The organism is Tunturibacter psychrotolerans (genome assembly GCF_040359615.1).
Taxonomy (GTDB): Bacteria; Acidobacteriota; Terriglobia; order Terriglobales; family Acidobacteriaceae; genus Edaphobacter; species Edaphobacter psychrotolerans.
This window is the reverse complement of sequence record NZ_CP132942.1, coordinates 2,869,249-2,895,469: the sequence shown is the minus strand read 5'-3', so window position 1 is coordinate 2,895,469 and position 26,221 is coordinate 2,869,249. Positions and strand designations below refer to the sequence as shown.

The following is a 26,221-nucleotide window of genomic DNA, read 5'->3' as shown; positions in this document are numbered from 1 at the left end:
TACGGGATGCGAAGTGCGATGGTTGAGATACTTCTCATCAATTTGGCTGGAATGGAGGCGGGTTCCTCCACTTTGGGCGGAGTGGCATGCTCGGACATTGGGGCGGGGTTTGGGTGGACCATGGCTGGTATCGAACGAGTGGCTTCGGTGGAACGAAGCGAATTGTCCGGAACTAACTGGACGATGGGAGCGTAAGTGCCTGACAGACACACGAGCGCTGGAGGGACTACATGCAGGATATTTGGGTGGCGTTGCGTCAGTTCTACAAGTCGCCGGGCTTTGCCATTACTGTTGTGCTGACGATTGCTTTGGGGATTGGGGCAAATACCGCGATCTTTACCCTGGTGCATGCGGTACTGATGAAGTCGCTGCCGGTGGCAGATCCGAAGACGCTGTTTCGTGTGGGCGATCTGGATGACTGCTGCGTCAACGGCGGGTACATCAATGACAATGGCGATTTCGATATGTACTCGTACGAGTTGTACAAGCATCTGCAGGAGACTACGCCGGAGTTTGAACGACTGGCGGCAATGCAGGCGGGGGGGGAACAGAAGACCACGCGGCGAGGCTCGGAGCCGGCGAAGTCTGAACGTGCGCAATATGTCTCGGGCAATTTTTTTACGACGTTTGGGATTGGACCATTTGTGGGGCGAATGCTGACGGATGCGGATGATATGCCGGGTGCGGCTCCGGCGGTGGTGATGAGTTATCAGGCCTGGCAGTCGGACTACGGTGGCGACCCAAAGGTGGTTGGGTCGACGTTTTATCTGCAAGGACAGCCGGCGACGGTGGTTGGGATTGCGCCGCCGGGATTCTTTGGCGATCGGATCAGGAGTAATCCGCCAGGGCTGTGGATTCCGTTGGCGATGGAGCCTGCGATCGAAGGCAAGAATTCGATTCTGCATGTGCCGGACAGCAACTGGCTCTATGCCGTGGGGAGGTTGAAGCCGGGAGTCAGCACGACTGCGCTGCAGGACAAGATGTCGGGTAGCTTGAGACAGTTTCTTGCGGCGCAGCCTAGCTACTCTCGAAACGGTGGATCGGCTAGTCTTCCGAAGCAGCATGTGGTGATCGTGCCGGGTGGCGCGGGAATACAGAATCTGCAGAAGGAGACGGGCAAGGGACTTTATCTGCTGATGACGATCTCGGGGCTGGTGCTGCTGGTGGCCTGCGCGAATGTGGCGAACCTTTTGCTGGCGCGAGGAACGACGCGGAGGGCTGATACCTCTGTGCGGATGGCGCTCGGCGCGGCGAGGAGCAGGTTAATTCGGCAGATGTTGACGGAGAGTTTGCTACTCGGATGTGCGGGTGGTCTGGTCGGATTGGTCGTGGCTTACGCGGGAACGCGTGTGATTTTGGCACTTGCATTTCCTGATTCGCCGAATCTGCCAATTGCGGCGAGTCCTTCCCTGGCGGTGCTGGGGTTTGCATTTTTACTGTCGCTGCTGACGGGAGTCGTGTTTGGGGTGGTTCCGGCCTGGATTACATCGAACTCCGATCCGGCGGAGGCATTGCGGGGGGCGAACCGCTCGACCCGAGATCGGTCTTCGCTGCCACAAAGATCGTTGATTGTGTTTCAGGCGGCGCTGTCGCTGGTGTTGCTGGTGGGTGCGGGGTTGTTGACGAAGAGCCTGCGCAATATGGAGCACCAGAACTTCGGAATTCAGACGTCGAACAGGTATGTGCTGCATCTTGATCCGGCTGGCGCAGGTTATAAGCCGGAGACGCTTCCAGCGTTTTACAGGGCACTGGAGGATCAATTTGGGGCCTTGCCAGGAGTGCAGAGCGTTGGCCTGGCACTGTACAGCACGCTTGAGGGAAACAACTGGGGCGAGGGTGTGTTTGTGAGTGGGCGACCGGCGCCGGGACCAAACGACCATAACAACTCTTCGTGGGACAGAGTGAGTACGCGATTCTTCAAGACTGTAGGACAGCCGATTGTGCGCGGGAGAGGGTTTACCGAGAGTGATACCGCGACTTCGCAGCTGGTGGCAGTGGTGAACCAGACCTTTGCGAAGAAGTTTTTTCCGAAGGAAGACCCCGTCGGGAAGCACTTCGGAGTATTCGAACAGAAGTTTTCGTCTTCGTTTGAGATCGTTGGCATCGTGGCAGATGCCAAATATCAGAATGCGCGCGAGGAGTTCAGGCCGATGTACTTTCGTCCGCTCACACAGACGCTGACGGGGCTGACGGATCCGAATGAAGCCATGGCGGAAGGACGTGGGCTCTTTATCAATTCGGTGACTCTGTTTTTTCGGAGCGAGCCGCAAAATCTTGACGCAATGGTGAGACGAACACTGGCCAATATAAATCCGGACCTGACGGTGCTTGATTTGCATTCGCTGGACTACCAGGTGGCCGACAACTTTACACAGGAGCGGTTGATTGCTCGGCTCACTATGTTGTTTGGCGGACTTGCGCTAGCACTTGCTTCAGTGGGCCTATATGGAATCACGTCATACCAGGTGGCACGAAGAACTAGCGAGATTGGACTGCGGATGGCTCTGGGAGCAGATCGTGGGAAGGTTGTACGGATGGTGATGCGAAGCGCGTTTGTGCAGGCTGGGCTGGGGTTAGTAATTGGAGTACCGATTGCGATCTTCGGAGCGAGGGCGATGGCTGATCAACTGTATGGTGTGCGCTCTTATGATCCGGTGAGTTTGTTGATCGCGGTGGTGGTGCTGCTGGGATCGGCTACGGTTGCGGGATTTATTCCTGCTCGCCGCGCCGCGAATATTGAACCGATGACGGCGTTGCGTACCGAGTAGACGGAGCTGCCGGAACGAGACACATTTATTCGACGCGTGGATGAGGCGATCCGAAGCCGGCGGGTGTGATTGCTGCGTCCGCAAGGGTTCGCTTTCACAAATTTCATTGCGAGAGAATTGACGATAACCATTAGCTCGAAAATCGAGGGAGAGTTAAGCGGTCAGTTGTGCTCCTGCCAAAGCCGAATCATCTTACTGAATTGGCCGAGAATTTTTGACTCTTTTGCTTGATCAGACGGAGTAGCGTCTGAATCGGGATAGCTGCAAGAAACTGAGCCAGATGAATCGCGGATTGTTGATGAGGTAACGACGCCAGAGACGCTTTGGCTCTTTGATGAGCCGGTAGAGCCACTGGAGACCGGATTGCTTCATCCAGTCGGGTGCCTCGTCGAGATTGCCGCTCAGAAGGTCGAAGGCTGCGCCGACACCAACCATTAGCTTTACGGGTAAACGGTCGAGGTAGGCGGAGATAAAACGCTCTTGTTTTGGCGTGCTCAAACCGCACCAAAGGATGTCGGCTTGAGACGCTTTAAGTTGGAGAGCCAAGTCCTGCTCCTCTTCGGCGTTGAGGGGTCGAAAGGGCGGCGTATAGGTGCCAACGATCTGCATGCCGGGAAAACGACGAAGCAGTTCCGCTCGCAACTCCTCGGCGACGCCTGGCTTGCCACCGTAGAGAAAGTGGCGGTAACCGCTCCGCACGGAACGCTCGCAGAGATTTGCCATGAAGTCCGGGCCGTAGACGCGGGTCATATGCCTGAAGCCATGGAGGTGGCCTAGCCAGACGGTCGGCATCCCATCGGGAGCGCAGATGAAAGACCTGTTGAGGATCGTTCGAAAGGATTCGTCGGACTGGGCCTCGATGATGCCGTGAACGCCGGTGACACAGATGTAACCTTTGTCTCCGCGGGCCAATAGAGCTTCGCTCTGCTCAAGGGCGCTCTCCATGGAAATCGCGCTGACGCCTACACCGAGGATGTTGACTCGTGGCTGATCGCTGCCAATCATTATCGCTCCTCAGCTATGAAATAAATGAGATGAACTTTGTTCGTGGACAGTATTGATGACCGTAATTATTTCTCGATACATTGTATTTATAAGCGACACGGAAGGTTATTTGAAAGCTCTTTCTGATTGCGACTAAGCATAGTCGTGCGCTTCTCGGTACACTGTCTTTGTTTGCTGAACGATTGTTTGACGAAACGAAACTTTCGATCTTTTAGCGGCATACAACGTCTGCAATTAGTGTGATGAGTTTCAAGCTGACGAAAGGGTGTGCTTTCGAATGAATGTTCTGTTATCCGCCTACGCCTGTATGCCAGATTCAGGCTCTGAACCCGGGATCAGTTGGAGTTGGGCGATGCATCTTGCAGAGCGCGGGCTGAATGTCACGGTGCTTACCCGCGTAGAGAATCGAGACAAAATCGAAACGTACCGCGTCGCTCACCCTAGAGAAAATCTTTCCTTCGGATACGTGACAGTTCCTATCAATGCGTTCAAGCCTGGGAGCGGTATGCACTACGCGCTATGGCAATTTCTTGCCGTCAGAGTAGCGAGGTCTCTAAATCGCCGTCAGCATTTCGACGTTGTGCACCACGTCGCTTATTCGAGCATTCATGTACCAACTCAACTTTGGCGTTTAGGCATTCCAACGGTGTTCGGTCCAGTTGGCGGCGGACAGACGGCCCCTCCCAGTATGCTCGCTTATTTCGGCTCTGATTCACAGGCGGAGCGACGAAGAACCCTACTGACGAAGACGCTTCGCTACTCTCCGTTTCACAAACGATGGCTGGGAAAGATGAGCGCCGTATTGGCTGCGAATAGCGACACTTTGGAACTGATAAGGAAAATGGGACGACCGGACGTCCGGCTCCAGGCCGACATCGGAGTAGCGGCAGATTATCTGGCTGTGGAACCGAAGCGTTTTAGACCCGATGCTTCCCCGCTTCGCCTTATATGGGTGGGAAGAATGTTGCCGCGCAAGGCACTTCCGCTGGCACTTGACGCGTTCGCCAAGGTCCAACATGACGCGGTGCTCACCATCGTTGGGAGTGGACTTGAGGAGCCGATATTGAGGGAGATGATCGCCAAGCGGGGATTGAGCGATCGAGTTGAATGGGCGGGAAGGCGCCTGACCCCTGAGGAGGTACGGGCTGCTTACCTTGAGCAAGATCTATTCCTGTTTACAAGCCTGCGCGACACAAATGGCATACAGTTGGTCGAGGCGATGGCACTTGGTTTGCCGGTAATTACTCTCGATTTACATGGGGCGAGAGATGCGGTACCCAATGAAGCGGGAATCAAAGTACCGGTTACGACACCAGCTGAAGTGACAAGCAATCTCGCAGAGGCTATCGATCGCTTTGCTTCGATGAGTGTTGAGCAGAAAAATGCAATGTCTCGCGCCGGCTGGAATTTCGCGCAAACATGTACTTGGAGCAGTCGTGCCGCAAAGGCAGAGATTCTCTATAAAGAGCTGACGGGACAGCGGCCCAGCGGCGCTTTATCGGCGGCATCGGATAGTGAAATGTTGAAAGGACGCACGTAGTGCGTCGGCAAAGCGTTTATGAGGAACGCGTCAAGCAGCGGGTTCTTTATTTCCTGCAGGAAAACCAAGACGACAAGCATTAGGTATACGCAATGCCTACGTGTTCCGGACAGCATTTTGGGCGAGCTTTCTTGTCCGGCGCGCGCAATGTTTGATCTTCATTTTGGACTGAAGGACTCAACGTCGACTTGCAATCCATGGCGAATCTTACGAATGCGGAGCCATAAGGCGATGCCAATGACACTTTGAAAGAAGAGCTGTGTCGCGCACATGCCCAGGATGACGCCGTTAAGGCCGAGGTTGCGGGCAAAAGGGCCAGCCAGCGCTACAGAAAACGCAATCAGCGCGGGATAAGCCCAGAATACGGGAGCAGTGTATTCAAGTGCCTGAAGACCAGCCCGCAGCGGGCCGGACACAAAGATGACAAGATAAAGAAGAGCGTATAAGCGAAGTACAGTTCCATCTGAAGCGTACTTTTGCCCATAAGTAAGTTTAAGCCAAAAGGTTGGAAAGCTTGCGATGACTGAGGTGAACGCTATCGTCACGCCTCCCCAGAGAAGAAAAACCCGTTTGAGGTAGCGCAGCATGCCGTCAACACCTCCGAGCCGCATCTGCCGAGCGGCCTGGGCGGGGACAACATTGTCGAGCCCAAGAAACCAGATATGCGCTACCGCAACAATATTTTGAGCTGCTCTCAGGATTGCGGAGGCGGCAGCGCCGTAGTAAACGGGGGCTGCCAGCAAGAATAAATTGCCTGCGCCCCATTGCATAAAAGCCGTTGGAGCAAGCCATCGAGAGATGCGCCAGTGTCTAAGAAAAACCCGCTTCACTGACTGAATATCCAAAATGATCGGTTCAAACCACCGCAGGCAAGCCAGGAACGCTAGCAACGACGTTACCGCAATGACTCCAAGAGTGTTGGAGATCCCCGCCCTGTGGGTATGTGCCAGCCAATATATGATAGGCACCTGAGTGAGATAACTGATCGAATCTGTGATGAGTGCGCGCTTGCTCTGGCCAGTGCAAAAAAAATAGCGGCGAAGAAAATCTTGTAACAAATATGCGAGGGTTGCGACGCTCATTGAAGGCGCGATATTCCCGACTCCCCATTGCGGAAAGTAGATCGCGGAGAGTCGTACGCAGATGTACATTATCAGTGCTGCCAGAAGTGCGAAAACGACCTCTTGCACCATGACTGCGCCATAGTAGGCCGGCCGTTCTTCGGGATCCTGCTTCGGCCCAACGCTTGTCATCGGCGTTATGATCAAAGCGAATTGCAGACTATTCGCGAATAAGACCGCGACCCAAGCTAACGCAAATACGCCGTAGTCTCTTAGCCCGAAGCCGCGGGCGAGAATAACGTTCGTCAGGAAGTTCGCGCCGCTGACGAGCCCTTGATCAAAGAGAGCGGCAGGCGTTTTGCCTCCTCCGACTCTATTAAGAATACGAACAAGTCGGGGCTGCCTTGCTTCGGGATGGTCGGTGTCCAAGGCCACCTCTACACGCGTCGAAGATTGCGAAAGCATCTTTTTGAAAGCCCCACCTGTCCCGTCATTAGGAGGCATAAGACATGCGAGTAGCCCAAGCTTGTCCTATTCTCCGACCTTCTCTTGGAGGATACACGAGGCGAGATGCGGGTGTCGTATTCAACCCGCACTCCCGCTCGTGTAGTTACTAGGGTGCAGCCTTCCAGACTATTTTACCGTGGACATCGAATCCCGCAGCCTGAAATTGTTGAAAGGTTTTGACGCCGAAGGCTTCGAAGTGATGTTTATCAAGGCCAACGGTGATGTTATACGTGTTGTAATCGATGATGTTAGCGATGCCGGTGGAAGCAATCCCCATAATGCCGCCTGCTCCATCTGTACCTTCGTAGGTGACATTATTTTTTTCGACCGTATCATGGGCGCCCAGATGAGCTCCGTAGGTGCCGTAGCCTCGATCCTGATTCACAATCACCAGTCCACTTCCATAAGCAGACGCCACAATGATGGTGTTGTTTTGCACTGTTGTATTGGTTGAATTTTGAACGGAGATCTGTCCATCCCACATGGAAATCCGCGGTGTCGCTCCATTTCGATTGATCGTATTGTTTTCTATGACAGCGCTGTAGCCAATCTCGTGTTGAATGCCCGAGCCAGTATTGTTCTCGATCCGATTTCCTTTGTAATGAACGTAGACTGAATTCGCATCATCCCAAAGTCCACTGCCGTTGTTGTCGTGAACGTAGTTGTTCAGAATCTCAGCGGTATCGAGATCGCCAAATTTAGCTCCGCCCGCTTCCCATCCGAGATCGAACCAGTCGTAGTTATTGTAGGCGAGCTCATTACTTACAATTTGTAAGTTGGCTCCTCCGCCCCCCAGACCTTTCTGTCCATTGTGATGAAGATAGCTGTTTTCGACGATGCCATTTGCACCGATCTGGACCGCTCCTCCATGGTTGTATCGGCCTTCGACATTGCTCACAGTCCAGTAGGTGCCACTAGCGGCCTGACCGACCGCACCAGTAGTAGAGGGCGAAGCATAACGCTCAACCGTCAGATTTTTAATGGTGACGTTTGATGCATAGCCACAAAAAGCGCAGGTTGTTGTGCCAATCTCGAAGCTCTTTGTACCAGGGTTGAAGTTGATGACGGCGGTTCCATTAGAACTGTCATAAAACCAGGTGCTGCTTGTGAGTTGAGCCGTACTAGCCACCGGCATCAAGAGCGCAGATCCGACAAACAACTCCCGGGTGTAGTGGCAAAGCGGATGTCCCGTTGCACATCCCCCGGTATCCAGAGGATTAGAGCCTATCGTTGCCTGCCAAAGTTCTGGGGAGGAACCGGCAACTGGTGAGAAAGAAATTGGCTGAGCTCCGTCAAGCACGGCAACTCCCGTCGCGGGACCAGCGAAGGAATCTCCTTTTTTGGGACTGATCTGCTGAAGTCGGTAAGTCCCTGAGTTGAAGACGAAGCTGGTAGATTCCGGGGCAGAAGCTACGATTGCGGCAACGTTGTCGCCAGGTTTGAGATTGATGGTTTCGGCGACAGACGTGAGAGAGAAGAGAGAAAGGATTGGCAGCAACATTGCGCAATGTCTCGCCAAGTGGCCCTGTCGTTTCTCGAAGCTTTTTGTTGACCGATTGAGTGGGCGACCGAGCTCCAGTCGCATGAGGCCTAATTCGAATGCTTTCATGTGGATACTCCTGCTAAGTGTCAAAAGATGAGTTGGAGAGAATCTCGACAGAGCAGGACGACAGTGATTCAGCCACAAACAAGCATTTCCGTGGCAACTAAAAATGTGCTGTGAGTCAGCAGCTAGATCTTCGATGATTCACTTTATCAAAAATAGGCGTCGAACGTGCAAATATTTGCAACATGCTTGTTGCGCCATGATGAATCATGAAGTTGGATCGGATACTCGACACATTGTTTCCGATGCCGCATGAATATGATCTTGCGTTGAATCCTGGATCGAAACAGCGGATGAGTCAATAAGCAGAACTTTGCAAACGGATTGAAGAGGTTGCAACTTCGACCCGCTCGCTCAAGGCTTAATTGGTTTTCCGGAGGCGTCTACGATGCGGCTGCTTGGATCATTTCCAAGCGCACGATACTGTTCCCAGCTTTTCTTCCCGTGCCACTCAAAATGCTGCCCGCCAACCTTAAAAATATAGATGTTGTCGTCAAAGATATTGTTTGCGGCCGTGCCCAGAGAATCCATCAGACCGCTGGCGCCACCTGTGCCCTCAAAAGTGATGGTGTTGTGACGGATCTGGTTATTGACCGCCAACCTGGTGCCTAGATCACCCGTTCCCCGCTCTTGATTGATGACAACGATTCCATTACCAGCGCTAGGCGGCACTATCACAACGTTGTCTCGGACAATGACATTGCTCGAGTTTTGGACGCTGATTTGGGCCTGCCAAAGCGAGATGCGCGGCGGAACTCCATTCCATCGCAGAGTGTTGTTTTCGATCACGGCGTCGTAGCTTATTTCGTGTTGAATTCCACTGCCGGCATTATTGTCAACGCGGTTCAAACGATACGTCGTGTTTTTATTATCAATGTCGGTCCATAAGCCACTTCCTACATTATCGTGAACGTAGTTATTGAGCACTCTGAGGTTCGTTGTGCGAGCAAATTTGGTTCCACCTGCCTCCCAACCCGGATCGTAACCGGCGTAGTTATTGAATGCAATCTCCGAGTTTTCAACCAGCACGTCGAGTCCGCGCGCACCAATTCCTTTTTGTCCGTTGTGATGTACGTTACATTTTTCGATAGTGGCATGGTCGGAAAGCTGAATACCTGTTCCGTGTGACAGTCGAACTTCCGTGTCGGTTACGGTCCATCCCTGTGCACCGCCCTGGCCATTAGTAAGGGGACCCTGGCCGCCAATGGCTCCAAATTGGGGTGGAGACGCGTATTTTTCAACGATGAGATGCGTAATGGTTACATTTCGCCCGGTATTGTTGAACGCGAACTTGACAGTGGAAATTTCGAGTTTGTGACCTGCAGGATTGAAGTTTATGACTGCACGCCCGTTGGTTTGGTCATAAAACCACGTGTGCGCATTCAGAACGGTAGGATCTGCGATCGGCGTCAGTATGTCGTTATCAAGGTATAAGTCACGCTGGATATTGCAAAGTGGGTGATCGGGCATGCAGCGGATCTTCCCGATAGTGATGAGACCCACAGGTGCAGACCAAAGATTGCCAGAAGAGGTAAAGCTTATGGGCTCAGCACCATCGAGGATTGCCTTCCCTTCTCCGGTAAAGCTGTCACCATCTTTCGGATTGATTTGCTGAGCGACGTAGATGCCCGGTGAAAAGACAAACTTTGTGCCCGGGGGGGCCGCAGCGACCCGGGCAGCGACATCCGCTCCGGGTGAAAGAACCACGTTTTGCGCTTGTAGCGGCGCGATGACAAATAGCATCAAGACCGCCAATAACGCGCAAACGCCAGTCCGGAGGGTCTGCTGTAGAGGCGCCACGGTCGCTTGTTGAAGATGAAAGATGAGCTGCTTTTCTCTACAAATTTGCATCATGTTCCTATCGTAATTGTTCTACTTCAGGCTTATACCCGCTGGCACCCAAGATCCAATTGAGCGCTAAGTTAGCGAGGATCTTCAGTTTGCGATAGTGGCCGGCCTATTGTGCCAAGGGCTGAGTCGGAACTCGCGACCAGTCATTGTCTGGCGCGAAGTTGGCGACTCGAATATGTTCCGGGTAGGCGAAGCGTTCTTTATAAACAGTTTGCAGAGCTACTCCAAACCCCGTGAGTGACCAAAACCAAATTCCGAGTTGTGGACCTTCGAGAGCAACGTCGAAGCAGGAATCGACTATCATCGCAAGCCAATAGACGAAGCACCAAAGCGCGATGCGGGACCATACGGGACGATCATGCCTTTGGGCGTGAAGGACTAGTCTGATCATTTGAAATGCGAAAGTGAGCAGCAACGCCACCCAGAGCGTAAAGCCGGGCACGCCCGACCGAGCCAGAAGCGTCATACTCGAATTATGCGGCGCGCGCAGAACATCCTCTTTGCCAAGTTGAAAACCGTCGGAATCGGCTAGATTCACTCCATACCCCTTACCTGTCCAGAAGTAGGAGCCGCCAAAAGTGTATCCGACGATCTTCTTCCACCAATCCAGTCGCCATTTCGCCGTATTGCTTGTGGCAGTATTGCTTGATCCTTGTGGGTTGAACACACTACTTATATTGGTCTCGATCTGATCAAGCGATAGCGTTCGGGCTGCACTGATGTGCACTTTAGCTCCGGCGGCTCCAAAAATGATGAGGACCCCGACCACTGCGATACCGAGAACGATTCCAGCGCGTCCCCAACTAATCTTGCGCGCGAGAAGGGCTACAAAAAACACGGCTATCATGACCGAGAGCATGCCGCCACGGTTAACCGAAGAGACAAAGACGAATGCAGCCAGAGCTCCGGTCGCGGTTATCAAATAGCGCACGGAAGCGCGTGGCTTCGCATCGCTTCGCTGCCAGAGCAGATCGAGCGAAAGAAGAAGAAAGGCAAAAACACCGGCCAGGTGTGCTCCCATGTCTCCCATTTTGATGGAGAATAAACGGGTTCCCCCTTCGGTTTCGTCATCGGCGTGAAGCAAAAACCGGGCCATCATCAGAGCGCAGAGCATGGGGGTGTACCACACGAGAAAGCGCCCGTATGTTATCGGAATGCGCATCAACATCTTCGGCCGTCGAATGAGCAGGCTTGACGCAAGCAAAAAAAAGATCCCGTAGATCCAGATCGCAGAATCGCGTACCGTGTCTACGCCATATCGACCCAGATACGGCAACGCACAACCCAGATTGAACAGGGCAAAGACTACGTAGAGCAGCCCCAGCGGCGTACGCAGAGCAGGCATGATTGCGCCCGGAACTAAAGCCATCAGAATGCCAGGAAGAAGGACCAACTCCCCCACATAGACCGGTGGCACACCAAAATGCGCGAAACCGCGGTCCAGAAGCATGTACCCGAAGAGCAGGCCCGCAAGCATTTTTAACCAGAACCGATACATACCGTCCTTTTCGAACCCGCAATCTCAGCGCACACAAAAACGGGCTTTGGCAAACCCGTTGTTAGCGCGCTACGCCTGTGTAGATAAGGGCGTTCGAAGCCTGAAAGGCGAGTTGCTTCGTGGTTCCCAACGTGAGCTTGGTTTTGCTGTTTGGGATATAGACGATATCGTCTGGTTCGAGAGGTTTAGGAAAGGCTTTGCCTTCAACGATGGATTTGTAGTTTACGGGTATGCTGACCAGCCCGTCGTCGGTCTTCCGTATGATGCGAATACCGCTGAGAGAGGCGTAGTAGTTCGTATCAAGCGCAAGAGCGAGCGCCTGAATCACGTTCATAGAACCATCGGGCTGCATGACATAACCGCCGGGCCGATTGACGGCGCCCAGTACATATACGATCCCAGCGCGATTTACTACGATGGTATCGCCGGCGCTCACCGTGAACCTTCTGAGATTACTGGTGTCGCCGCTATGAGCGAATTTGACAACCTCTTCGTCGTGAGTAGCCGCGTGCCGGAGAATGATCCGATTTCCGGCATCGATGGTGGCACCTCCCGCCATGGTGATAGCTGTGAGCAAATCAGTGGGCGAGATCAGTTCATAGCTTCCGGGCGCTTGTACCTCGCCCAGAATCGCGACTTTGGGTGAAATATATTGAACGATCGAGATTGCGACTTGAGGACTTTTCAGCATTTCAGACTTTTTATATGCCGCCTCAATCGCTTCCTCAGCTTCAGATTCATGCATACCTTGAACGTGCACGTGACCAGCCAAGGAAAGGTTTATATCGCCATTCTCAGCGACTCGCACCTCCTGGCTGAGTTGCGGCTCGTTGAATACAGAAATCTGAAGCAGGAATCCAGGCTCGATGGGCAACTTTTCCAAGTTGGGTGGAGCGGAAACGATTCCGCCAGCGGCGGGAGCTGCGCCCGCGCCGAACTGCCTCCCACCGGCCGCGGGCTGTACGTTGGGCAAGGGCCCCTGCTGCTGCTGTGGAATCAGCGAGGGCGTTTGTGCTTTGGCCAGAGTTAGGTTTCCTGCTGCGGCCAGCACCAGCGATAAGGTAAAAGCTATACGGAGGGAAACGCTAGTTTTTGACATAGGAGCGGGCAAAGTCCTTTCCGCGATATCCGTAATAACCATAGAAGTTGGACGAATCGAGTGGCAGATCGTTAACGATCACTCCGAGCAACTTGCTACGGGCGTCGATTAGAGAGCGGCATGAGCGCTGAAAAGCCTGCTTCGGAGTAACTCCGGCTCGTACCACGAGCACGGTCGCGTCCATCAATGGCGCCATGACACTCACATCGGCGAAGAAGGAGACTGGTGGCGAGTCGATCAGAATAAAGTCGAAGCTCTTCTTGAGCTCGTTCAGCAGTTCCTTGAAACGAGGCGACTCAATTAAAAGAAGTGGGGACTCGAGCGAACTTCCCGAGGGGAGCAGAAAAAGGTTGGCGACTGAATCGTGAGGACGGACGCAATCGTTGGGGTTTCCTCCCTCTGCCAATAAATCGCTTAGGCCTCTCTCCGTGTTCTTTCCTGCGCGTGCACTTATTTCCGCGCGACGGAGATCACTATCAAGAGCAAGCACGCGCGCGCCGCTCGAGGCAAAGGCGGTTGCAAGCCCTATCACGGAATTGGATTTGCCGTCGCGATTCAACGGGCTGGTCAGGAGAATTGTGCGGAGCGGCTCACCCGCTGTATTCATCAGGATCGAAGCGCGAATCTGGCGATAGGCTTCAAGAGATAACTTGTCTTCACTCTCAATCCGCTGAGAATGACCGTTGATCACCCGCCCCACGCTACTGCCTAGACCTCTGGAAGATGCCTGTTTGAGACGAGTCAGACTAGGTACCGCCCCTAGCACTGGGACCGGCGACAATGCTTCCATCGCCTCTACGCTTTCAAGAGTCTGGTCGCCGCGGTTGCGATAGAAGGCCGCGCCCAGCCCAATCAGCAACCCACCTGCAAGTCCAATGGAGAGGTTGATGGGGTAGTTAGGTGAGTTCGGTTCCGGCATGACCAACGCGCGATCGACAACGGTGATATTTGCACCCCGGACGCTGGCTGCAACCTCAGCCTCGCGAAGCTTGGTCCGTAGACCTTCGTAGAGAGCCCGGTTGGCTTCGGCTTCCTTGTTGAGTAGTTGGAATTGAGTAGCCTTGTCGTTGAGTCTGTTGGCTTCGGTGACCTGCTGATCGAAGCTCTGCTTCAGCATCGATTCGTTCTTGGCCGCGAGCGAATAGTCGTTTTGTGCTCGCGATCGGAGATTATCCACCGCCTTGGCGATTGAGCTTTGAATGGAGGCCATCTGGCTTTTGGTTTCAACCAGCGTAGGATAGCGCGCACCGTACTTGCTTTCCATATCGGAGTACTGTGCCTTGAGTTGCGCCTCCTGCAGTCGCAGACTTTGAAGCACGGCGAGATCGGTGCCGGCTACTCCGTTGAGAACCTGCGGATTCGATCCGAGTCCCACGATTAATTCCGGGTCGCGGGTCTCCAACAGTTTAACAATGGCCTCTTTCTGAATGCGCTCTGACTCAGCCTGTACGACAGATTGGTTGAGGGTCACGAGTTTTTGAAGCATCGGATTTTGAGTGTTATCCGAACCCGAGCCGACGATTCCAAAGAAGCCGTTCTCCTTTTCAAAGTCTGTAACCTGGCGATTAGACCTCTCAACTTGCTCTTTGAGATCTGCCAGTTGCTTCTGCAGCCAATCAGAGGCTTGGACAGCATTTGAATAGTGCCGCCCAATGTAATCGGAGATGTAGATACTAATCATCGAGTTGACCACAGCTGCCGCACGCTTTGGATCGCGATCATCGAAGCTGATTTGCACCAGACGCGTGCCGGGGATGGCCTTGACGTTGAGATTGGACTCGAAGCGCTTTAGGACGAGGATCCGGCGTTGAGGTGCGTCCGCCAGCGGGAGATTAGCCTCAGCTGCGAATTTACCTGTCTTCGGAGTCTTGTAAGGCTCTACTGCTTCTAGATTGTTCTGCCGAATGGCCTCAAGGGCAATTGAGTCGTTGCGCAGCATCTCGCTAACCGTGGATAGATTAGTACCGAGATCATCGGCGGCCGAAGCTGAATCCGGGCTAAAGTCGCTCAGACCCAATTTGTTGCCTTCTGAGTTTAGTTCCACATGGGCCAAGGAACGATACTTGGGCGTCATGATGAGCGAAACTAACAGCGCCAACGCGAGCCCAATAAGAGCACTCCAGACAATAAAGGTGCGTTGGCGTCGCAGGACACGACTGACATCACTCATTGACAATTCTTTATGGATCGTAGAGCCGAAACCACCGTAGGGGTCCACTCCCTTCACCCCAGATCGCGTGTCAGGCAAAAGCGGGTTCATTGACATTGAGCATTGTCCTCAAAATTGGTTCGCGGCGTTTCCGCAATGGCTGAACGTGAACGACCCTTACAGGGTCGATTTTACGGTATAGTCGTTGTCATTTCCAGAGACTGGTTCAACTCAGCGAGCGATTTGGCAATCGAGCATTCGTTAGTGGTTACACTATCCTAGTATTAACCCTGCGATGTCTCCAGTAAATTCTCTAAGTAAGATGATTTCTTTGGCGGAAACGTCTCCCAACCGTCTTGCTATAGTTTTGCGCCCCAAAGATTTACCGTTGGACGTTAAGAATTCACTGAAATTGCTTAGACTGTTAGTCTTCACGAGTACTTGAAGATGTGGTTCAACGGGACCGCAAGAGTCTAAAGCTTTTGACTCTGTGCGATAGCGGCTTCTAGCAAACCAACATCTCTATCCGAATATGTATTGCGAATCTGATCATCGTTGCGAGCCAGAATGACGTTTGAATGATACAGCCCGCTCCCTTGAGTATCCGGAGCGAAGGGGAATCTCAGCGGTTGGCTCCAGATTTGTCGCACCTGATTTCCGGCTCGCAGAGCGTTAGCGTGGAGCCAGACGTCGTCTGCATTGGGACACAACTGCATGAACCTAGTACCCGCAGCCTTGAGATTTTGTAGGAGCGACGGCGGATAGATACACCCTGATCCGCCAGTCGCGAAGTGAAGCGGACTAGGATTGGCAGTCCCGCATGGACGCCAGGTCTGATAGGGAGCGATCGCTCCATCTGTGAGCCGCACGATATGTGCTCGATAACAACCGACTGCTTCAGGATACTCACGATGGGACCGAGCCAGTCCAGCAAGCCACCAGTCGCAGTACAGCATATCGTCATCGGCAGTCGCGAGAGGGAGTTGAAACGTGTCCATCGATAGCAAATAGGGGTAGTACTTTTTATAAGGACCTAAGTTTTCGCAAGCACAAATTTCCAGACCTCTGCTGACCAGTCTTTGGAGTTCTGGCGTCTGAACCAAATTCATTTCTGCTCGATCAATCCACAGAATTAGTCTTGAAGGCAGCAATGATCCTGCTGCAATCGACTCCAAGGCTAAATGCGCGGTGCGGATTCGTTCGCCGTAGCTGGTCATCGACACTACGGGTCCACCTGGTGCGGTCACCGCAGCCGTCGATCGCTCATTGCGGATGCGCAGTCGCGTCAGGAAAAACTTCGTGTACTTGGTTTCGTGTCTGAGGAAAAACAGCCACGCTCGGATGGCTTGAGAAGACAGACCAAACTTCGTGGTATCGAGTGTCAAATAAAAATCCTCACGCACAGATCACGAAGTTGCAGACCGTGCCAAACTCGGTTAGATCAAACGAGATCGGTATCGTCTCGATGTGGTCGAATTTTAACATCTTCGATCTATTGAACTGTAAAATTCCTGCTCAGATCGTACACTGTCTCCATCGTACAATTTGGTTTGAAGATTTCGCGCAATTTGATTTCAATCATTTGTTCTGCGACTCCGATTTTCAGAAGTAAATCAAAAATAAATAAGCGAACTCTTTCCAAGTGATCGCGCTATCAACCGGCCCGTTTCTTAGTGCCGATAATTTTCTGGATGAAACGCCGCCAAAGTCAGAGGATCATTCTTATGCTAGCAGCTATCCAAAGATCGATCGTACGACTTCACGACGAATCAGATAACGTTCGGCTTCCCGCATACTCAGTGCACATGGATGCAATTCGGGCTACAGCCGCCTTCCTTGTGCTTGCCGGTCACTCGAGGATGCTCTTCTTCGGTCAACATCAATCGCATCACACCAATGGAGGTGCTCCAACGAGCGCCCTAGGCTTGGGTGGCCAAGCAGTTGTTGTCTTTTTTGTATTGAGCGGATTTCTTGTCGGCAGCAGTGCATGGCGAGCGATTGAAGGAAACCGATGGTCCTGGAACAAATATCTTTTCCAGAGGATGACCAGGCTCTGGATCGTTCTAATCCCTGCGCTTATATTTGGAGGCCTTCTCGATCATATCGGTCTGAAATTCCTATCAAGCAATGGTGGGATCTATGCAGCGCCTCAGGGCCAGGGCATGGTTGAACACACTCTTATTGCCGGAATGACTCTCAAGGTGCTTCTCGGAAATGCCCTCTTTCTTCAAAAGATCCTGGTTCCTTCCTACGGGACGAATGCGGCGCTTTGGAGCTTGGCAAACGAGTTCTGGTACTACATGCTCTTCCCTCTTTTGCTCTTGCTTTTCAATGGCCGCACCGCGATCCGTCCGCGTGTGCTTTATGGACTCCTCGCTGTCGTCATCCTCGCGCTGATTGGAATAAAGATTGCCAGTTTCTTTTTAGTGTGGCTCTTGGGTTTCGGGATTTCGACGCTGGAACTGAAAATTCCATCGAAGTTCCGGCGGACCATGACAGTACTCGCTTTGCTTCAGTTCTTGACTGTCATCGTCTTCTTCCGCATACATCAAACAAGTTATGCGATAACGGCCGGTTCGATCGGCATCAGCTTTGCAGCGTACCTCTATGTGATCCTTCACGCGAGACAGCCGGTCGCTAGCTTTTACTATCAGAAGCTTGCAGTTACCTTCTCGAAGTTCTCCTATACGCTTTACTTGACTCACTTACCTTTCCTGGTGTTCCTCGTCGCGCTGACCAATAGACCGTGGCACCCATGGCCTAAAACTCCAGCTCACTTTATGCTCTCGATTCTCCTCGTTGTCGTTGCTTATTTGTACGCGTGGATGATGTATCTGCTCTTCGAACGGAATACCGACGCAGTTCGCAATCGGCTTACTCAAAAAGGAAGTGTAGCTGCTCCGGTGATTAGTTCATGACTATCAGTGAGAGAATTTGTTCATATTGGCACGGAAGTATGAGCCGATATGCACTGCCGAAAGATATCAATAAGTTGTCGGTAGTTTTGCTCTTCAGTGTAAGTTGTGAGATATCTTTCTCGGGCCTTAACTCTCATCAGCTTTAGCCGTTCCGGATCTATTAGAAGGGCGTTGACGACGGAGGCTAGTTCCTTGCTGTCTCCAGGGTTATATAAGTGGCCGGTTGCGCCGTCTTCAACCATTGCTTTCATCGGTGGAGTCGAAGCAGCTATCACGGGCGTGCCCTTGGAATAAGCTTCAACGATCGTTCGGCCAAATGGTTCATACCACTCTGAGGGAAATATGAGAAATGCAGCGTCGCCAAGATACTGGCAGACGTCGGAGAGTGACTTGCGGCCTAAAAACTCTATCCGCGAATCCTTCTGAGACGCTTCACGGACGACTGATTCGAGAGGACCATCGCCGATAATCTTCAGACAGATGGATTGCGGGATATCCTGCCAAGCGCTAAGGAGAGAACGAACGCCTTTTTCCTCTGTCAAACGGCCAACGTAAAGTCCGTAGCCACCAGAACCATCGCCGACGCCCGAGTCAGAGATGAAGTTCGGCTTTACCAGAATTCTATCTTCGGCAAATCCACCTGCAACAAGTTGTTGCTTCACAAAACTGCTAACAGCGATGAACCGATCTACGGAGTTTGTCCACACGCCGCGCAAGTGAGAGTACGCGTTGCTCGCGACAACCGCCGCTGACTGCAGATAACTCTTGCGGTAGCACCGATGATGAATCGCAGCAAGGGCCAGTTTGCTGCCAACGCATGTGGTGCATACGTGTCCGTCGCGAAACAGGTTAGCCGAGGGACAAACAAGCCTGTAATTTCTCACGGAAAGAGCAGTGGGGGTACCCGTTTCTCTTGCGGCACTAAAGATGGAGGGAGATAGACGTGGAAAAAAGTTATCCACCTTCATGATGTCTGGTTTTTCAGACCGAAGAAGTTGCTTCACTTTATGGAATTCGCTGGCATTCCAAATTGACTCCAAGCCAACGGTTAGCAGGTTGGCCGACCTCAATTCGGCATTGTCCAGGACATATTCGATGACCTCTTCGCCCCGGGAACGAAGCATCGAGATCTCTTGCTCTCGGGACTCGTCTTCTCCACCTCGGTAAATATATCGATTGTGTAAAAACAAAATCCGCATCAGGCCTCAAGTCTGTGGATGATACTTCCCATGGAGCGGTGTTCCGCTTCTCCATTGTGCCTATCGACCAAAGATTGTGAGTGAGAAAGATCTCTCATCCTCGTTTCAAAGAGCAGACTTGTCGCAGCTGCGAAAGAAACGGAGCTGTTGACGAAGGATAGATAAATGAACGATCTAGTTATTCGAGACTAGCTACTTGATCTTTTCGCGAACGAAATCGTAGACGATTGGCGGCGTGAATCTACGGGCCAAACTGCGCACGCTGGGTCTGGGTCGATAGCACTCTGGTGCGTAGACAGAACTGTGAACGCCCATCTCTTTCCCCAATGCTTTTCCCGAAGTGTTGTAGTAGGCCATGAAGGAGTAGCGCGATCGACCGCTCGGTTCCACGACCGGTTTGATGCCGTGATAGGACGTCTCAGAGATCTCCATCAGCATGGTCCTGTTGAACGCCGGCTCAATCTCTGCGACCTTACGACTGGCATCTTCATTCCAGAGTTCAAGTTGCCCCCCGTACTCCGGGCTCCAGTCTTCGTTCAGGTAGATGATCAGGGCGAGCCGACGGATCAAGCCACTCGTGAGATCGGCATTGGAATCGATGTGAACGTCAAATTTTCCTTTTGGAGGGATGATGCTGTAGCCAGCGCCATGCATATACGGATCGGGAAGCAAGTTCCAAATCCCGGTGATCTCCGAAAGAAGGTAAAGAAACGGGGCTGAGTGGAGCAAAGCAACGAGCTGAAAGCCGGCGTGACCGAGTCCTGCCGCGGACTTTTGTCCAAGCTTCTCAAGATTGTGGGTGTTATGGTGCACCCAATCTGACCTCTTGGTGTTGGACATCTCATGCAGGACGGACGATAGGTGCTCCGAATTGAATAAGTTATCGATCGTGAGATGGGGGAAAGGAGAATTCTTTTGATACCTTTGGGCCAAGCTCGCTGAGCTCTCAGAAAGTGAGAGTTGATCGAGCAGTCTGGAAACATCGCGGATACCCGGTTCGTTTTGCATATTTCTCCGTTGCACGGAACGCCAGAAGCTGCATTATCAATAAATTCATTATAGGTCCGTACCGCGGTGGTAATTGCGACTAACGTGCACCAGCCGAGGTACATGAGGGAACGAAAGTTCCCATGGGGTAGCAAATTTTTAGCACTTTCCTTTTTTCTTTGGAGACGCTCTACCTTCTGGCATGGCCGTCCTTCTCTTTTCCTTGGTAATGAAGTTATTTGCTGCCAAGACTTTGAGCATTTCTCAGTCCAAACCAGAACTCCTTTTTGTGCAATTCGCGAATCTGACTATCGCACTCCAGAGAAGGTTCTAGCAGGGGACATTTATTGGGCTGTTCGTTCAATCAACAGACTTATCTGATTGATCCTCTGTCCGGCCTCAAAATTGCTCATAACGATTGAGATAACAAATGTTCGTCGAATATGAGAAGGCTTTCTTAGATCGTCCGCTTCATTGCGGTGTTCTTGTTAGCTGGTTACTCTAGTTATGCTTGGTAATCAATTTTTCCCTTGACAGTTTTGGCATCATAACTCGCTGTACAGCGTTCAAAAAGGGGTTACACCAATGACGCCACCCAATAGAAGAATATTTATAGAGTTGGTGGGGCTTGGCGACATTTGTCTGTTGTTCGGTAGTCTGGGTGCCGCGTATGCCCTTACCTCCATACCCCGCTTCTTTGGGATTGTCGACTCGCTGGAGACCCGCCATCCGATACAGGTCTTCTTGGCGACACTTATCTTAGCGGTAGTGTGGCACGGAATCCTTCGGTCGAATAAATTTTATCGGTCTCGAAGAGTGGACGGACTTCTAAGAGAAGTGATGGATTTGTGCCTGGCGAGCTTTCTTTGCGCGCTCTCCTGCTTTGCCTGGCTACGGCTGGTGTGCTCCCACTCTAGGCACAGCATCGCGGATCTTGGTCTTGTCAGCGTCGTTTTTGGAGTGGTCAGCTTCGGTGTCTTCGTATCCACTCGGCTTCTAGGTCGAGCCTTAGCGCGGGTGTTTCGTTCGAAGGGATACAACCTTCGTCATATTTTAGTGGTTGGTACAAATCAGCGCGCCCACGGCTTTGCGCAGGATGTAGCGCTCCATCCGGAGTGGGGCTACCACCTGCAGGGTTTCGTCGACGATCAATGGTGGTCTGAAGAGACGGGCACCTCGAGTGCGGGCGCGTTGCTGGGAGGGTTGGATTCGATTCCGTCATTGCTGCGAACGATGCCGATTGACGAAGTGATTGTGGCGTTGCCGTTAGCATCTTTTTATCAGCAGATTGCGGAGATCGTCGCGTCGTGTCGCGACCATGGGATTGCGGTTCGAAGCATTGGGACGATTTTCGATCTGGAACAGACGAAGCGAACTGCGTATCTTCCGGGGGGTGTCGGTACGATCACGCTACATGACGAGTCGTGGAATGCGTGGGGCTTCATGATCAAACGACTGACTGATGCAGTGGTATCTGCGGCCATGCTGCTGGCTCTGGCGCCTGTTTTTCTGCTCGTGGCGACGTTGATCAGGTTGACTTCCAAGGGACCTGTCTTCTTTCGGCAAACCAGAATAGGCCACGGAAAACGGCCTTTCGAAATTCTGAAGTTCCGAACGATGGTGGTGGATGCCGAGAAGCTGATGGCCCAGGTGGAGCATTTGAATGAAACCAAAGGCCCTACGTTCAAGTTGAAGAACGATCCTCGTATCACACCATTGGGGAAGTTTTTGCGGAAGTCGAGTCTCGATGAGATCCCTCAACTCATTAATGTTTTTCGGGGAGACATGAGCCTTGTGGGTCCTCGGCCGCTTCCTGTGAGAGATTACGAAGGATTTTCGAAGGACTGGCATCGACGCCGGTTCAGTGTCAAGCCTGGGATTACGTGTCTGTGGCAGGTGATGGGACGAAGCTCGATCAGTTTCGACGAGTGGATGGCTCTGGATATGCGTTACATCGACCAGTGGTCGGTGTGGCTCGATATCAAGATCTTGTTTCAAACTATTCCGGCAGTCTTTCGTGGTTCCGGCGCAGTCTAGTTGCGCTGTTCTGGTATGGATCAAGAAAAACTCCGAGTGGCGAAGGCAGAGATGCCCGTGCTACTCGGAGTTTTTTGTGCGCGTTGCCTCACGCAAGGCTGCCAGTTGCGGGTGGAGGAGCTTGGCAGTGAGCGACCGGGTGAGGGCTTCTACCGCTTCGCGTTGTTGAGGGGAAAGATCCGCGAGTTTGGATTGGGAACGCGCCAGTTCGGCCACGCGGAGTTCTTCGGCCTGCAGTTGAAGCGCCTTGATGGCGGGAACGGCGTCGCGGGATTGGAGACGCTCCTGGTATTTGTCCACTTCCCTGCTGACGATATTCTCGGCTGCCGCAGCTTCGCGGCTGCGATCGGCTAGATTGGCGGCAGCGACCTGCTGGAGATCGTCGATGTCGTAGACGAAGCAACCTTCGACCTCGTTCATGCGCGGATCGACGTCGCGAGGGACGGCGATGTCGATGAAAAACATAGGGCGGTTGCGACGTCGATGGAGGAAGTGCTGGCCGTGGGAGCGTCCGAAGATCTTTTGTGGGGCGCCGGTGGAGGTGATGACGATGTCGGCACGGTCGGCTTGCTCGTAGAGGGCCTCGAAGGGGATGGCTTCGGTATGTACAGTGAGGCTGCTGAAGTTCGCGGCGATTTTCTCGGCGCGGGACTGAGTGCGATTGGTGACGAGGATGGAGGAGGCGCCTTGTTCGATGAGGTGACGAGCGGCTAACTCGGACATCTTCCCGGCGCCCACCAACAGCACGGTCTTGCCGTAGAGAGATCCGAAGATGTTTTTGGCGAGATCAACAGCTACGGAGGCGATTGAGACTGAGCTTGAACCGATTTGAGTTTCGGTACGGATCTTTTTCGCGACCGTGAAAGTGCGTTGCAGCAGAGATTCAAGATGGGTCGAGACTGCGCCAGCGTCACGCGCGATGGTGTAGGCCTCTTTGACCTGGCCGAGAATCTGGGGTTCGCCGACGACCATGCTGTCGAGCGAGCTGGCGACGCGGAAGAGATGGCGGACGGCCTCGCGTTCGCGAAACTCGTAGAGGTGCGGCTGGATGTCATGAGGCGAGACGGCGAAGTACTCGTGAAGGAAGCGGAGGAGATCGGTTTTGGCTTGTGGCGGCGCGGCTTCGGCGTCGTCTTGTAATGTCAGTAGTTCGACCCGGTTGCAGGTGGAGAGGATCAGGCCTTCGCGGATGCCCGGCTGGTGGAGGAGGGTGCGGGTGGCGTCGGCGAGGCGCTCGGCGGGGATGGCGAGGCGCTCGCGCACCTCGATAGGCGCAGTGTTGTGGTTGATGCCGAGAAGGACGAGGCGCCCCTGTGTGATTGTGCTCATGGGGCGGCGAACCTGTGAACGGCGGAGAATTGGTTGGCCACCCAGACGGTGAGCACGACCAGGAAGACAAAGCTGGAGAGGTAGACGGCTCGGCGGCCGCGGAGGCCGGAGATGCGACGTATGTGGATCATCGCTACGTAAACCAGCCACATGGCGAAGGCGAGAAGAATCTTGGGGTCACGGAAGTAAGAAGCGCCGACGGTGGCCTGGGCGATGAGCGAACCGATGAGAAGGCCGGCGGTCATGCAGGGGAGGCCGAAGAGAAGAGATTTGAGGGCGATCTGGTCGGTGGTTTCGAGCGGCGGCAGCCAGGAGATCGTTGGAGACTTTTGCTTGAGGCGGCGCTCTTGAACTAGATAGAGAAGCGAGGCAAGCATGGAGAGGAAGAGAGCTGCGTAGGCGGCAAGGAGAAGAGCTACGTGAAGGAAGATCCAACCGGTGTGGAGGATGGGGAAGGTGGTGCTCTCCTGGCCGGGATGAAAGGCTGGAACCAGACCGAGGAGAAAGCAGATGGGCAGAAGGAAGATGCCCAGGGAGACAGTGCGGTAGCGGGCGTAGACGAGGAGAAAGGCCAAGGCCAGGAGGAGGCCAAGGAGGGTCTGAGTTTCATGGGTATCGACGGGAAGACGATGGTGGGCCAGGTTGAGCATCTCGGCCAACGATACGAAGTGGAAGAACACGGCGGCTACGGTGGCGGGGACGGCAATGTGGCGCCAGCGGGGGCGGTCATAAAGAGCTGCGGGCAAGACCGCGAGCGCGGCGATGCCGTAGAGAGAGACCGCGACTCTGAGCCAGAGGAGGGACATAAGTGACGTACTGGGTGATACTTCGCGGAGTTTTTCCGCAAACCTTGAGTATATCGCTTATGGGTTTGATTCTGGAGGGGTGCTGACGGTTTCGCTGTCTCTGCCGGCTGCGCGCGAATGGGCCTGAGTATTCGTTGTTTTACGCGGAGGATCGCTGGGACATCCTGTGTTGACGCGGCCTTGGCTAGCGAACGGCGAGGAACATGGCGTGGATGCGGTAGATTCCGTATGCGAGGAACATCCAGGCGATCAGGGAGCAGAGAAGGCCGAAGACGATTCCGTAGGGGGCGCCTGGGCCGTGATCGATTTCTTTTTCCTGATTTCTTTCGGTTTTAGAGGGGATTGTGGGGTTGAAGTTGATACCCACTCCGATAGACGACACTGCTCTGGCCATATTTTCTTGTCCTTTCGAACGAAGACGAGAGTACGGCTGTCGGAATACACCTTGATATCCCTCGAAGGGGGTATGTGTGGAAATTTGGGTACGAAATTAAATCCGGCGTGGTGAAGGGGTGAACTTTGTGGGGGTTTTGGGGATTTTAGAGGTTTTTGTGGTGGTGAAAACGTGGTGAGATCGTGGTGGATGCGTGGTAGACGTGGTGTTTTGACATCCACTTTTTCTGGAGCCTGAAAATACGCCGAACTTTTGAAGTTTATTTTTGGTGATCGGACCTGGGGGGCGCGGCGTGGAATCAGGAGTTTGCGAGGATGCGGTAGACCCATTGGGTAGGGGGCGGCGGTAGGGCCTGGGTGATGGCGACGAGGTCGGCGTGGAGGTCGCTGAGGCTGCAGGCGGGGTCGGTGTTTTGGGCGTCGCCGGTTAGCTGGAAGGCCTGGCAGCGGCAGCCGCCGAAGTCGATCTCTTTGCGGTCGCAGTCGGCGCAGGGGTCTTTCATCCAGCTTTGGCCGCGGAAACGGTTGAATGCTGCGGATTGTTGCCAGAGCCATTCGAGGGAGTGGGTGCGGACGGAGTCGAACTCCAGGCCGGGGATGATCGCGGCGGCGTGGCATGGAAGGGCGAGGCCCACGGGGTCGATGAGCATCATCTGGCGGCCCCAACCTCCGACGCAGGGTTTGGGGTAGCGGGCGTAGTAGTCGGGGAACACGGCTTGCAGTTGGATGCGGCCGGCGAGACGGGACTGGGCTGCCTGGATGAGTTGGACGGAGCGCTCTACCTGGCTGGGGGTGGGCATGAGCCTGTCGCGGTTTTTGAGGGCCCAGCCGTAGTACTGGACGTGGGCTACTTCGATTCTTTGCGGTTGGAGGGACTCGGCGAGGGCGAGGATGTCTTCGAGGCGGTCCAGGTTTTCGCGGTGAACTACTACGTTGACGGTGAAGGCTATGTCTTGTTGGCGAATGAGGGTGGCGAGTTTGAGTTTGTGGGCGTGGGCGCGGGCTCCTGCGAACTCGTTGGCCTTTTCTTCGTCTGCGTCCTGGAGGCTTAGCTGGATGTGTTCGAGACCTGCGTCTTTTAGTTCGGTCATGCGGTCGGCGGTGAGGCCGAGGCCTGAGGTGATCATGTTGACGTAGAGGTTCGCTTCCCTGCCCGCTGCTACTAGTTTTGCGATGTCTGGTCGTGCGAGGGGTTCGCCTCCCGTGAGATGGAGGTGGAGGACGCCTAGAGCTGAGGCTTGGTGGAAGACTCTGGTCCAGTCTTTTGTCGATAGCTCATTTTCAGCTGCTTGCATCTGAAGGGGGTTGGAGCAGTAGACGCAGTGCAATGGGCAGCGATGGGTTACTTCGGCTACGAGCGAGAGTGGACCGGGGAGTGTCGACATATTTGCTGCTTGAAAAGATTGTATGCGCCCTGCGCGGGCGGCGGTCACTTCGTGACTTGTATACCCCTTCGGTTGGCGCTCCC

At 53.5% G+C, this 26,221-nt stretch carries 19 protein-coding genes; 5 read left to right on the top strand and 14 right to left on the bottom strand.

Annotated elements, in window-relative coordinates:
- Positions 1 to 6: 6 nt before the first annotated feature.
- Together RBB77_RS11950 and RBB77_RS11945 are read left to right on the top strand one after the other, a co-directional pair.
- Complete coding sequence (locus RBB77_RS11950; protein WP_353061982.1) at positions 7 to 195, top strand: hypothetical protein; 189 nt, start codon at positions 7 to 9, stop codon at positions 193 to 195.
- 35 nt (positions 196 to 230) lie between these two features.
- Positions 231 to 2,768, top strand: a complete 2,538-nt coding sequence (locus RBB77_RS11945) for an ABC transporter permease (protein WP_353061981.1) — start codon at positions 231 to 233, stop codon at positions 2,766 to 2,768.
- 231 nt (positions 2,769 to 2,999) lie between these two features.
- On the opposite strand, the gene RBB77_RS11940 is transcribed toward RBB77_RS11945, so the two are convergent.
- A complete protein-coding gene (locus tag RBB77_RS11940; protein ID WP_353061980.1) occupies positions 3,000 to 3,773 on the bottom strand; it encodes a WecB/TagA/CpsF family glycosyltransferase in 774 nt (257 codons plus the stop codon).
- Positions 3,774 to 4,125: 352 nt separating this feature from the next.
- Between RBB77_RS11940 and RBB77_RS11935 the strand changes: the two genes are divergently transcribed.
- Positions 4,126 to 5,313, top strand: coding sequence for a glycosyltransferase family 4 protein (locus tag RBB77_RS11935; RefSeq protein ID WP_353061979.1), 1,188 nt, complete (start codon positions 4,126 to 4,128; stop codon positions 5,311 to 5,313).
- A 158-nt stretch (positions 5,314 to 5,471) separates the two neighbouring features.
- Here the strand turns inward: RBB77_RS11935 and RBB77_RS11930 are convergent, their stop codons facing one another.
- The 7 genes from RBB77_RS11930 to RBB77_RS11900 all read right to left on the bottom strand — a co-directional run bounded on the left by RBB77_RS11930 (position 5,472) and on the right by RBB77_RS11900 (position 16,487).
- Positions 5,472 to 6,803: a lipopolysaccharide biosynthesis protein gene (locus RBB77_RS11930; protein WP_353061978.1), complete on the bottom strand. Its 1,332-nt coding sequence runs from the start codon at positions 6,801 to 6,803 to the stop codon at positions 5,472 to 5,474.
- A 184-nt stretch (positions 6,804 to 6,987) separates the two neighbouring features.
- The gene (locus RBB77_RS11925) at positions 6,988 to 8,382 is read right to left on the bottom strand and encodes a right-handed parallel beta-helix repeat-containing protein (RefSeq protein ID WP_353061977.1); all 1,395 of its coding nucleotides are present in this window, start codon (positions 8,380 to 8,382) and stop codon (positions 6,988 to 6,990) included.
- A 459-nt stretch (positions 8,383 to 8,841) separates the two neighbouring features.
- Positions 8,842 to 10,341 carry a right-handed parallel beta-helix repeat-containing protein gene (locus RBB77_RS11920; protein WP_353061976.1) on the bottom strand — a complete coding sequence of 500 codons (1,500 nt, stop codon included), beginning with the start codon at positions 10,339 to 10,341 and terminating at the stop codon, positions 8,842 to 8,844.
- A 103-nt stretch (positions 10,342 to 10,444) separates the two neighbouring features.
- Positions 10,445 to 11,836, bottom strand: coding sequence for an O-antigen ligase family protein (locus RBB77_RS11915; protein WP_353061975.1), 1,392 nt, complete (start codon positions 11,834 to 11,836; stop codon positions 10,445 to 10,447).
- Between the two features lie 61 nt (positions 11,837 to 11,897).
- Positions 11,898 to 12,935 (bottom strand): polysaccharide biosynthesis/export family protein, encoded by a 1,038-nt coding sequence (locus RBB77_RS11910; RefSeq protein WP_353061974.1) that lies wholly within the window; start codon positions 12,933 to 12,935, stop codon positions 11,898 to 11,900.
- Positions 12,922 to 15,105 carry a GumC family protein gene (locus tag RBB77_RS11905; RefSeq protein WP_353061973.1) on the bottom strand — a complete coding sequence of 728 codons (2,184 nt, stop codon included), beginning with the start codon at positions 15,103 to 15,105 and terminating at the stop codon, positions 12,922 to 12,924. Before RBB77_RS11905 ends, RBB77_RS11910 begins: the two co-directional genes overlap by 14 nt.
- A gap of 452 nt (positions 15,106 to 15,557) precedes the next feature.
- Positions 15,558 to 16,487, bottom strand: coding sequence for a hypothetical protein (locus RBB77_RS11900; RefSeq protein ID WP_353061972.1), 930 nt, complete (start codon positions 16,485 to 16,487; stop codon positions 15,558 to 15,560).
- Positions 16,488 to 16,808: 321 nt separating this feature from the next.
- Between RBB77_RS11900 and RBB77_RS11895 the strand changes: the two genes are divergently transcribed.
- A complete protein-coding gene (locus tag RBB77_RS11895) occupies positions 16,809 to 18,002 on the top strand; it encodes an acyltransferase family protein (RefSeq protein ID WP_353061971.1) in 1,194 nt (397 codons plus the stop codon).
- Positions 18,003 to 18,022: 20 nt separating this feature from the next.
- Here RBB77_RS11895 and RBB77_RS11890 read toward each other — a convergent pair whose 3' ends face one another.
- Both RBB77_RS11890 and RBB77_RS11885 read right to left on the bottom strand, forming a co-directional pair.
- Complete coding sequence (locus tag RBB77_RS11890) at positions 18,023 to 19,201, bottom strand: glycosyltransferase (RefSeq protein ID WP_353061970.1); 1,179 nt, start codon at positions 19,199 to 19,201, stop codon at positions 18,023 to 18,025.
- A gap of 192 nt (positions 19,202 to 19,393) precedes the next feature.
- Positions 19,394 to 20,014 (bottom strand): 2OG-Fe(II) oxygenase, encoded by a 621-nt coding sequence (locus RBB77_RS11885; RefSeq protein WP_353061969.1) that lies wholly within the window; start codon positions 20,012 to 20,014, stop codon positions 19,394 to 19,396.
- A 759-nt stretch (positions 20,015 to 20,773) separates the two neighbouring features.
- Here RBB77_RS11885 and RBB77_RS11880 point away from each other — a divergent pair.
- Positions 20,774 to 22,225: a sugar transferase gene (locus RBB77_RS11880; RefSeq protein WP_353061968.1), complete on the top strand. Its 1,452-nt coding sequence runs from the start codon at positions 20,774 to 20,776 to the stop codon at positions 22,223 to 22,225.
- Positions 22,226 to 22,285: 60 nt separating this feature from the next.
- On the opposite strand, the gene hemA is transcribed toward RBB77_RS11880, so the two are convergent.
- The 4 genes from hemA to pqqE all read right to left on the bottom strand — a co-directional run bounded on the left by hemA (position 22,286) and on the right by pqqE (position 26,138).
- Positions 22,286 to 23,554 carry a glutamyl-tRNA reductase gene (gene hemA / locus RBB77_RS11875; protein ID WP_353061967.1) on the bottom strand — a complete coding sequence of 423 codons (1,269 nt, stop codon included), beginning with the start codon at positions 23,552 to 23,554 and terminating at the stop codon, positions 22,286 to 22,288.
- Entirely contained in the window at positions 23,551 to 24,360 is an 810-nt protein-coding gene (gene ccsA / locus RBB77_RS11870; protein WP_353061966.1) for a cytochrome c biogenesis protein CcsA, read from the bottom strand. Before ccsA ends, hemA begins: the two co-directional genes overlap by 4 nt.
- Positions 24,361 to 24,544: 184 nt before the next feature.
- Positions 24,545 to 24,754 carry a hypothetical protein gene (locus RBB77_RS11865; protein ID WP_353061965.1) on the bottom strand — a complete coding sequence of 70 codons (210 nt, stop codon included), beginning with the start codon at positions 24,752 to 24,754 and terminating at the stop codon, positions 24,545 to 24,547.
- 298 nt (positions 24,755 to 25,052) lie between these two features.
- Positions 25,053 to 26,138, bottom strand: coding sequence for a pyrroloquinoline quinone biosynthesis protein PqqE (gene pqqE / locus RBB77_RS11860; protein WP_353061964.1), 1,086 nt, complete (start codon positions 26,136 to 26,138; stop codon positions 25,053 to 25,055).
- Positions 26,139 to 26,221 lie beyond the last annotated feature (83 nt).

Bases quoted from the DNA above. Each gene is read 5' to 3' on its own strand.
- RBB77_RS11950 (WP_353061982.1), top strand. From the start codon at position 7: ATGCGAAGTGCGATGGTTGAGATACTTCTCATCAATTTGGCTGGAATG.
- RBB77_RS11945 (WP_353061981.1), top strand. From the start codon at position 231: ATGCAGGATATTTGGGTGGCGTTGCGTCAGTTCTACAAGTCGCCGGGC.
- RBB77_RS11940 (WP_353061980.1), bottom strand. From the start codon at position 3,773: ATGATTGGCAGCGATCAGCCACGAGTCAACATCCTCGGTGTAGGCGTC.
- RBB77_RS11935 (WP_353061979.1), top strand. From the start codon at position 4,126: ATGCATCTTGCAGAGCGCGGGCTGAATGTCACGGTGCTTACCCGCGTA.
- RBB77_RS11925 (WP_353061977.1), bottom strand. From the start codon at position 8,382: ATGTTGCTGCCAATCCTTTCTCTCTTCTCTCTCACGTCTGTCGCCGAA.
- RBB77_RS11920 (WP_353061976.1), bottom strand. From the start codon at position 10,341: ATGATGCAAATTTGTAGAGAAAAGCAGCTCATCTTTCATCTTCAACAA.
- RBB77_RS11915 (WP_353061975.1), bottom strand. From the start codon at position 11,836: ATGTATCGGTTCTGGTTAAAAATGCTTGCGGGCCTGCTCTTCGGGTAC.
- RBB77_RS11910 (WP_353061974.1), bottom strand. From the start codon at position 12,935: ATGTCAAAAACTAGCGTTTCCCTCCGTATAGCTTTTACCTTATCGCTG.
- RBB77_RS11905 (WP_353061973.1), bottom strand. From the start codon at position 15,105: ATGAGTGATGTCAGTCGTGTCCTGCGACGCCAACGCACCTTTATTGTC.
- RBB77_RS11895 (WP_353061971.1), top strand. From the start codon at position 16,809: ATGCTAGCAGCTATCCAAAGATCGATCGTACGACTTCACGACGAATCA.
- RBB77_RS11890 (WP_353061970.1), bottom strand. From the start codon at position 19,201: ATGCGGATTTTGTTTTTACACAATCGATATATTTACCGAGGTGGAGAA.
- RBB77_RS11880 (WP_353061968.1), top strand. From the start codon at position 20,774: ATGACGCCACCCAATAGAAGAATATTTATAGAGTTGGTGGGGCTTGGC.
- hemA (WP_353061967.1), bottom strand. From the start codon at position 23,554: ATGAGCACAATCACACAGGGGCGCCTCGTCCTTCTCGGCATCAACCAC.
- ccsA (WP_353061966.1), bottom strand. From the start codon at position 24,360: ATGTCCCTCCTCTGGCTCAGAGTCGCGGTCTCTCTCTACGGCATCGCC.
- RBB77_RS11865 (WP_353061965.1), bottom strand. From the start codon at position 24,754: ATGGCCAGAGCAGTGTCGTCTATCGGAGTGGGTATCAACTTCAACCCC.
- pqqE (WP_353061964.1), bottom strand. From the start codon at position 26,138: ATGTCGACACTCCCCGGTCCACTCTCGCTCGTAGCCGAAGTAACCCAT.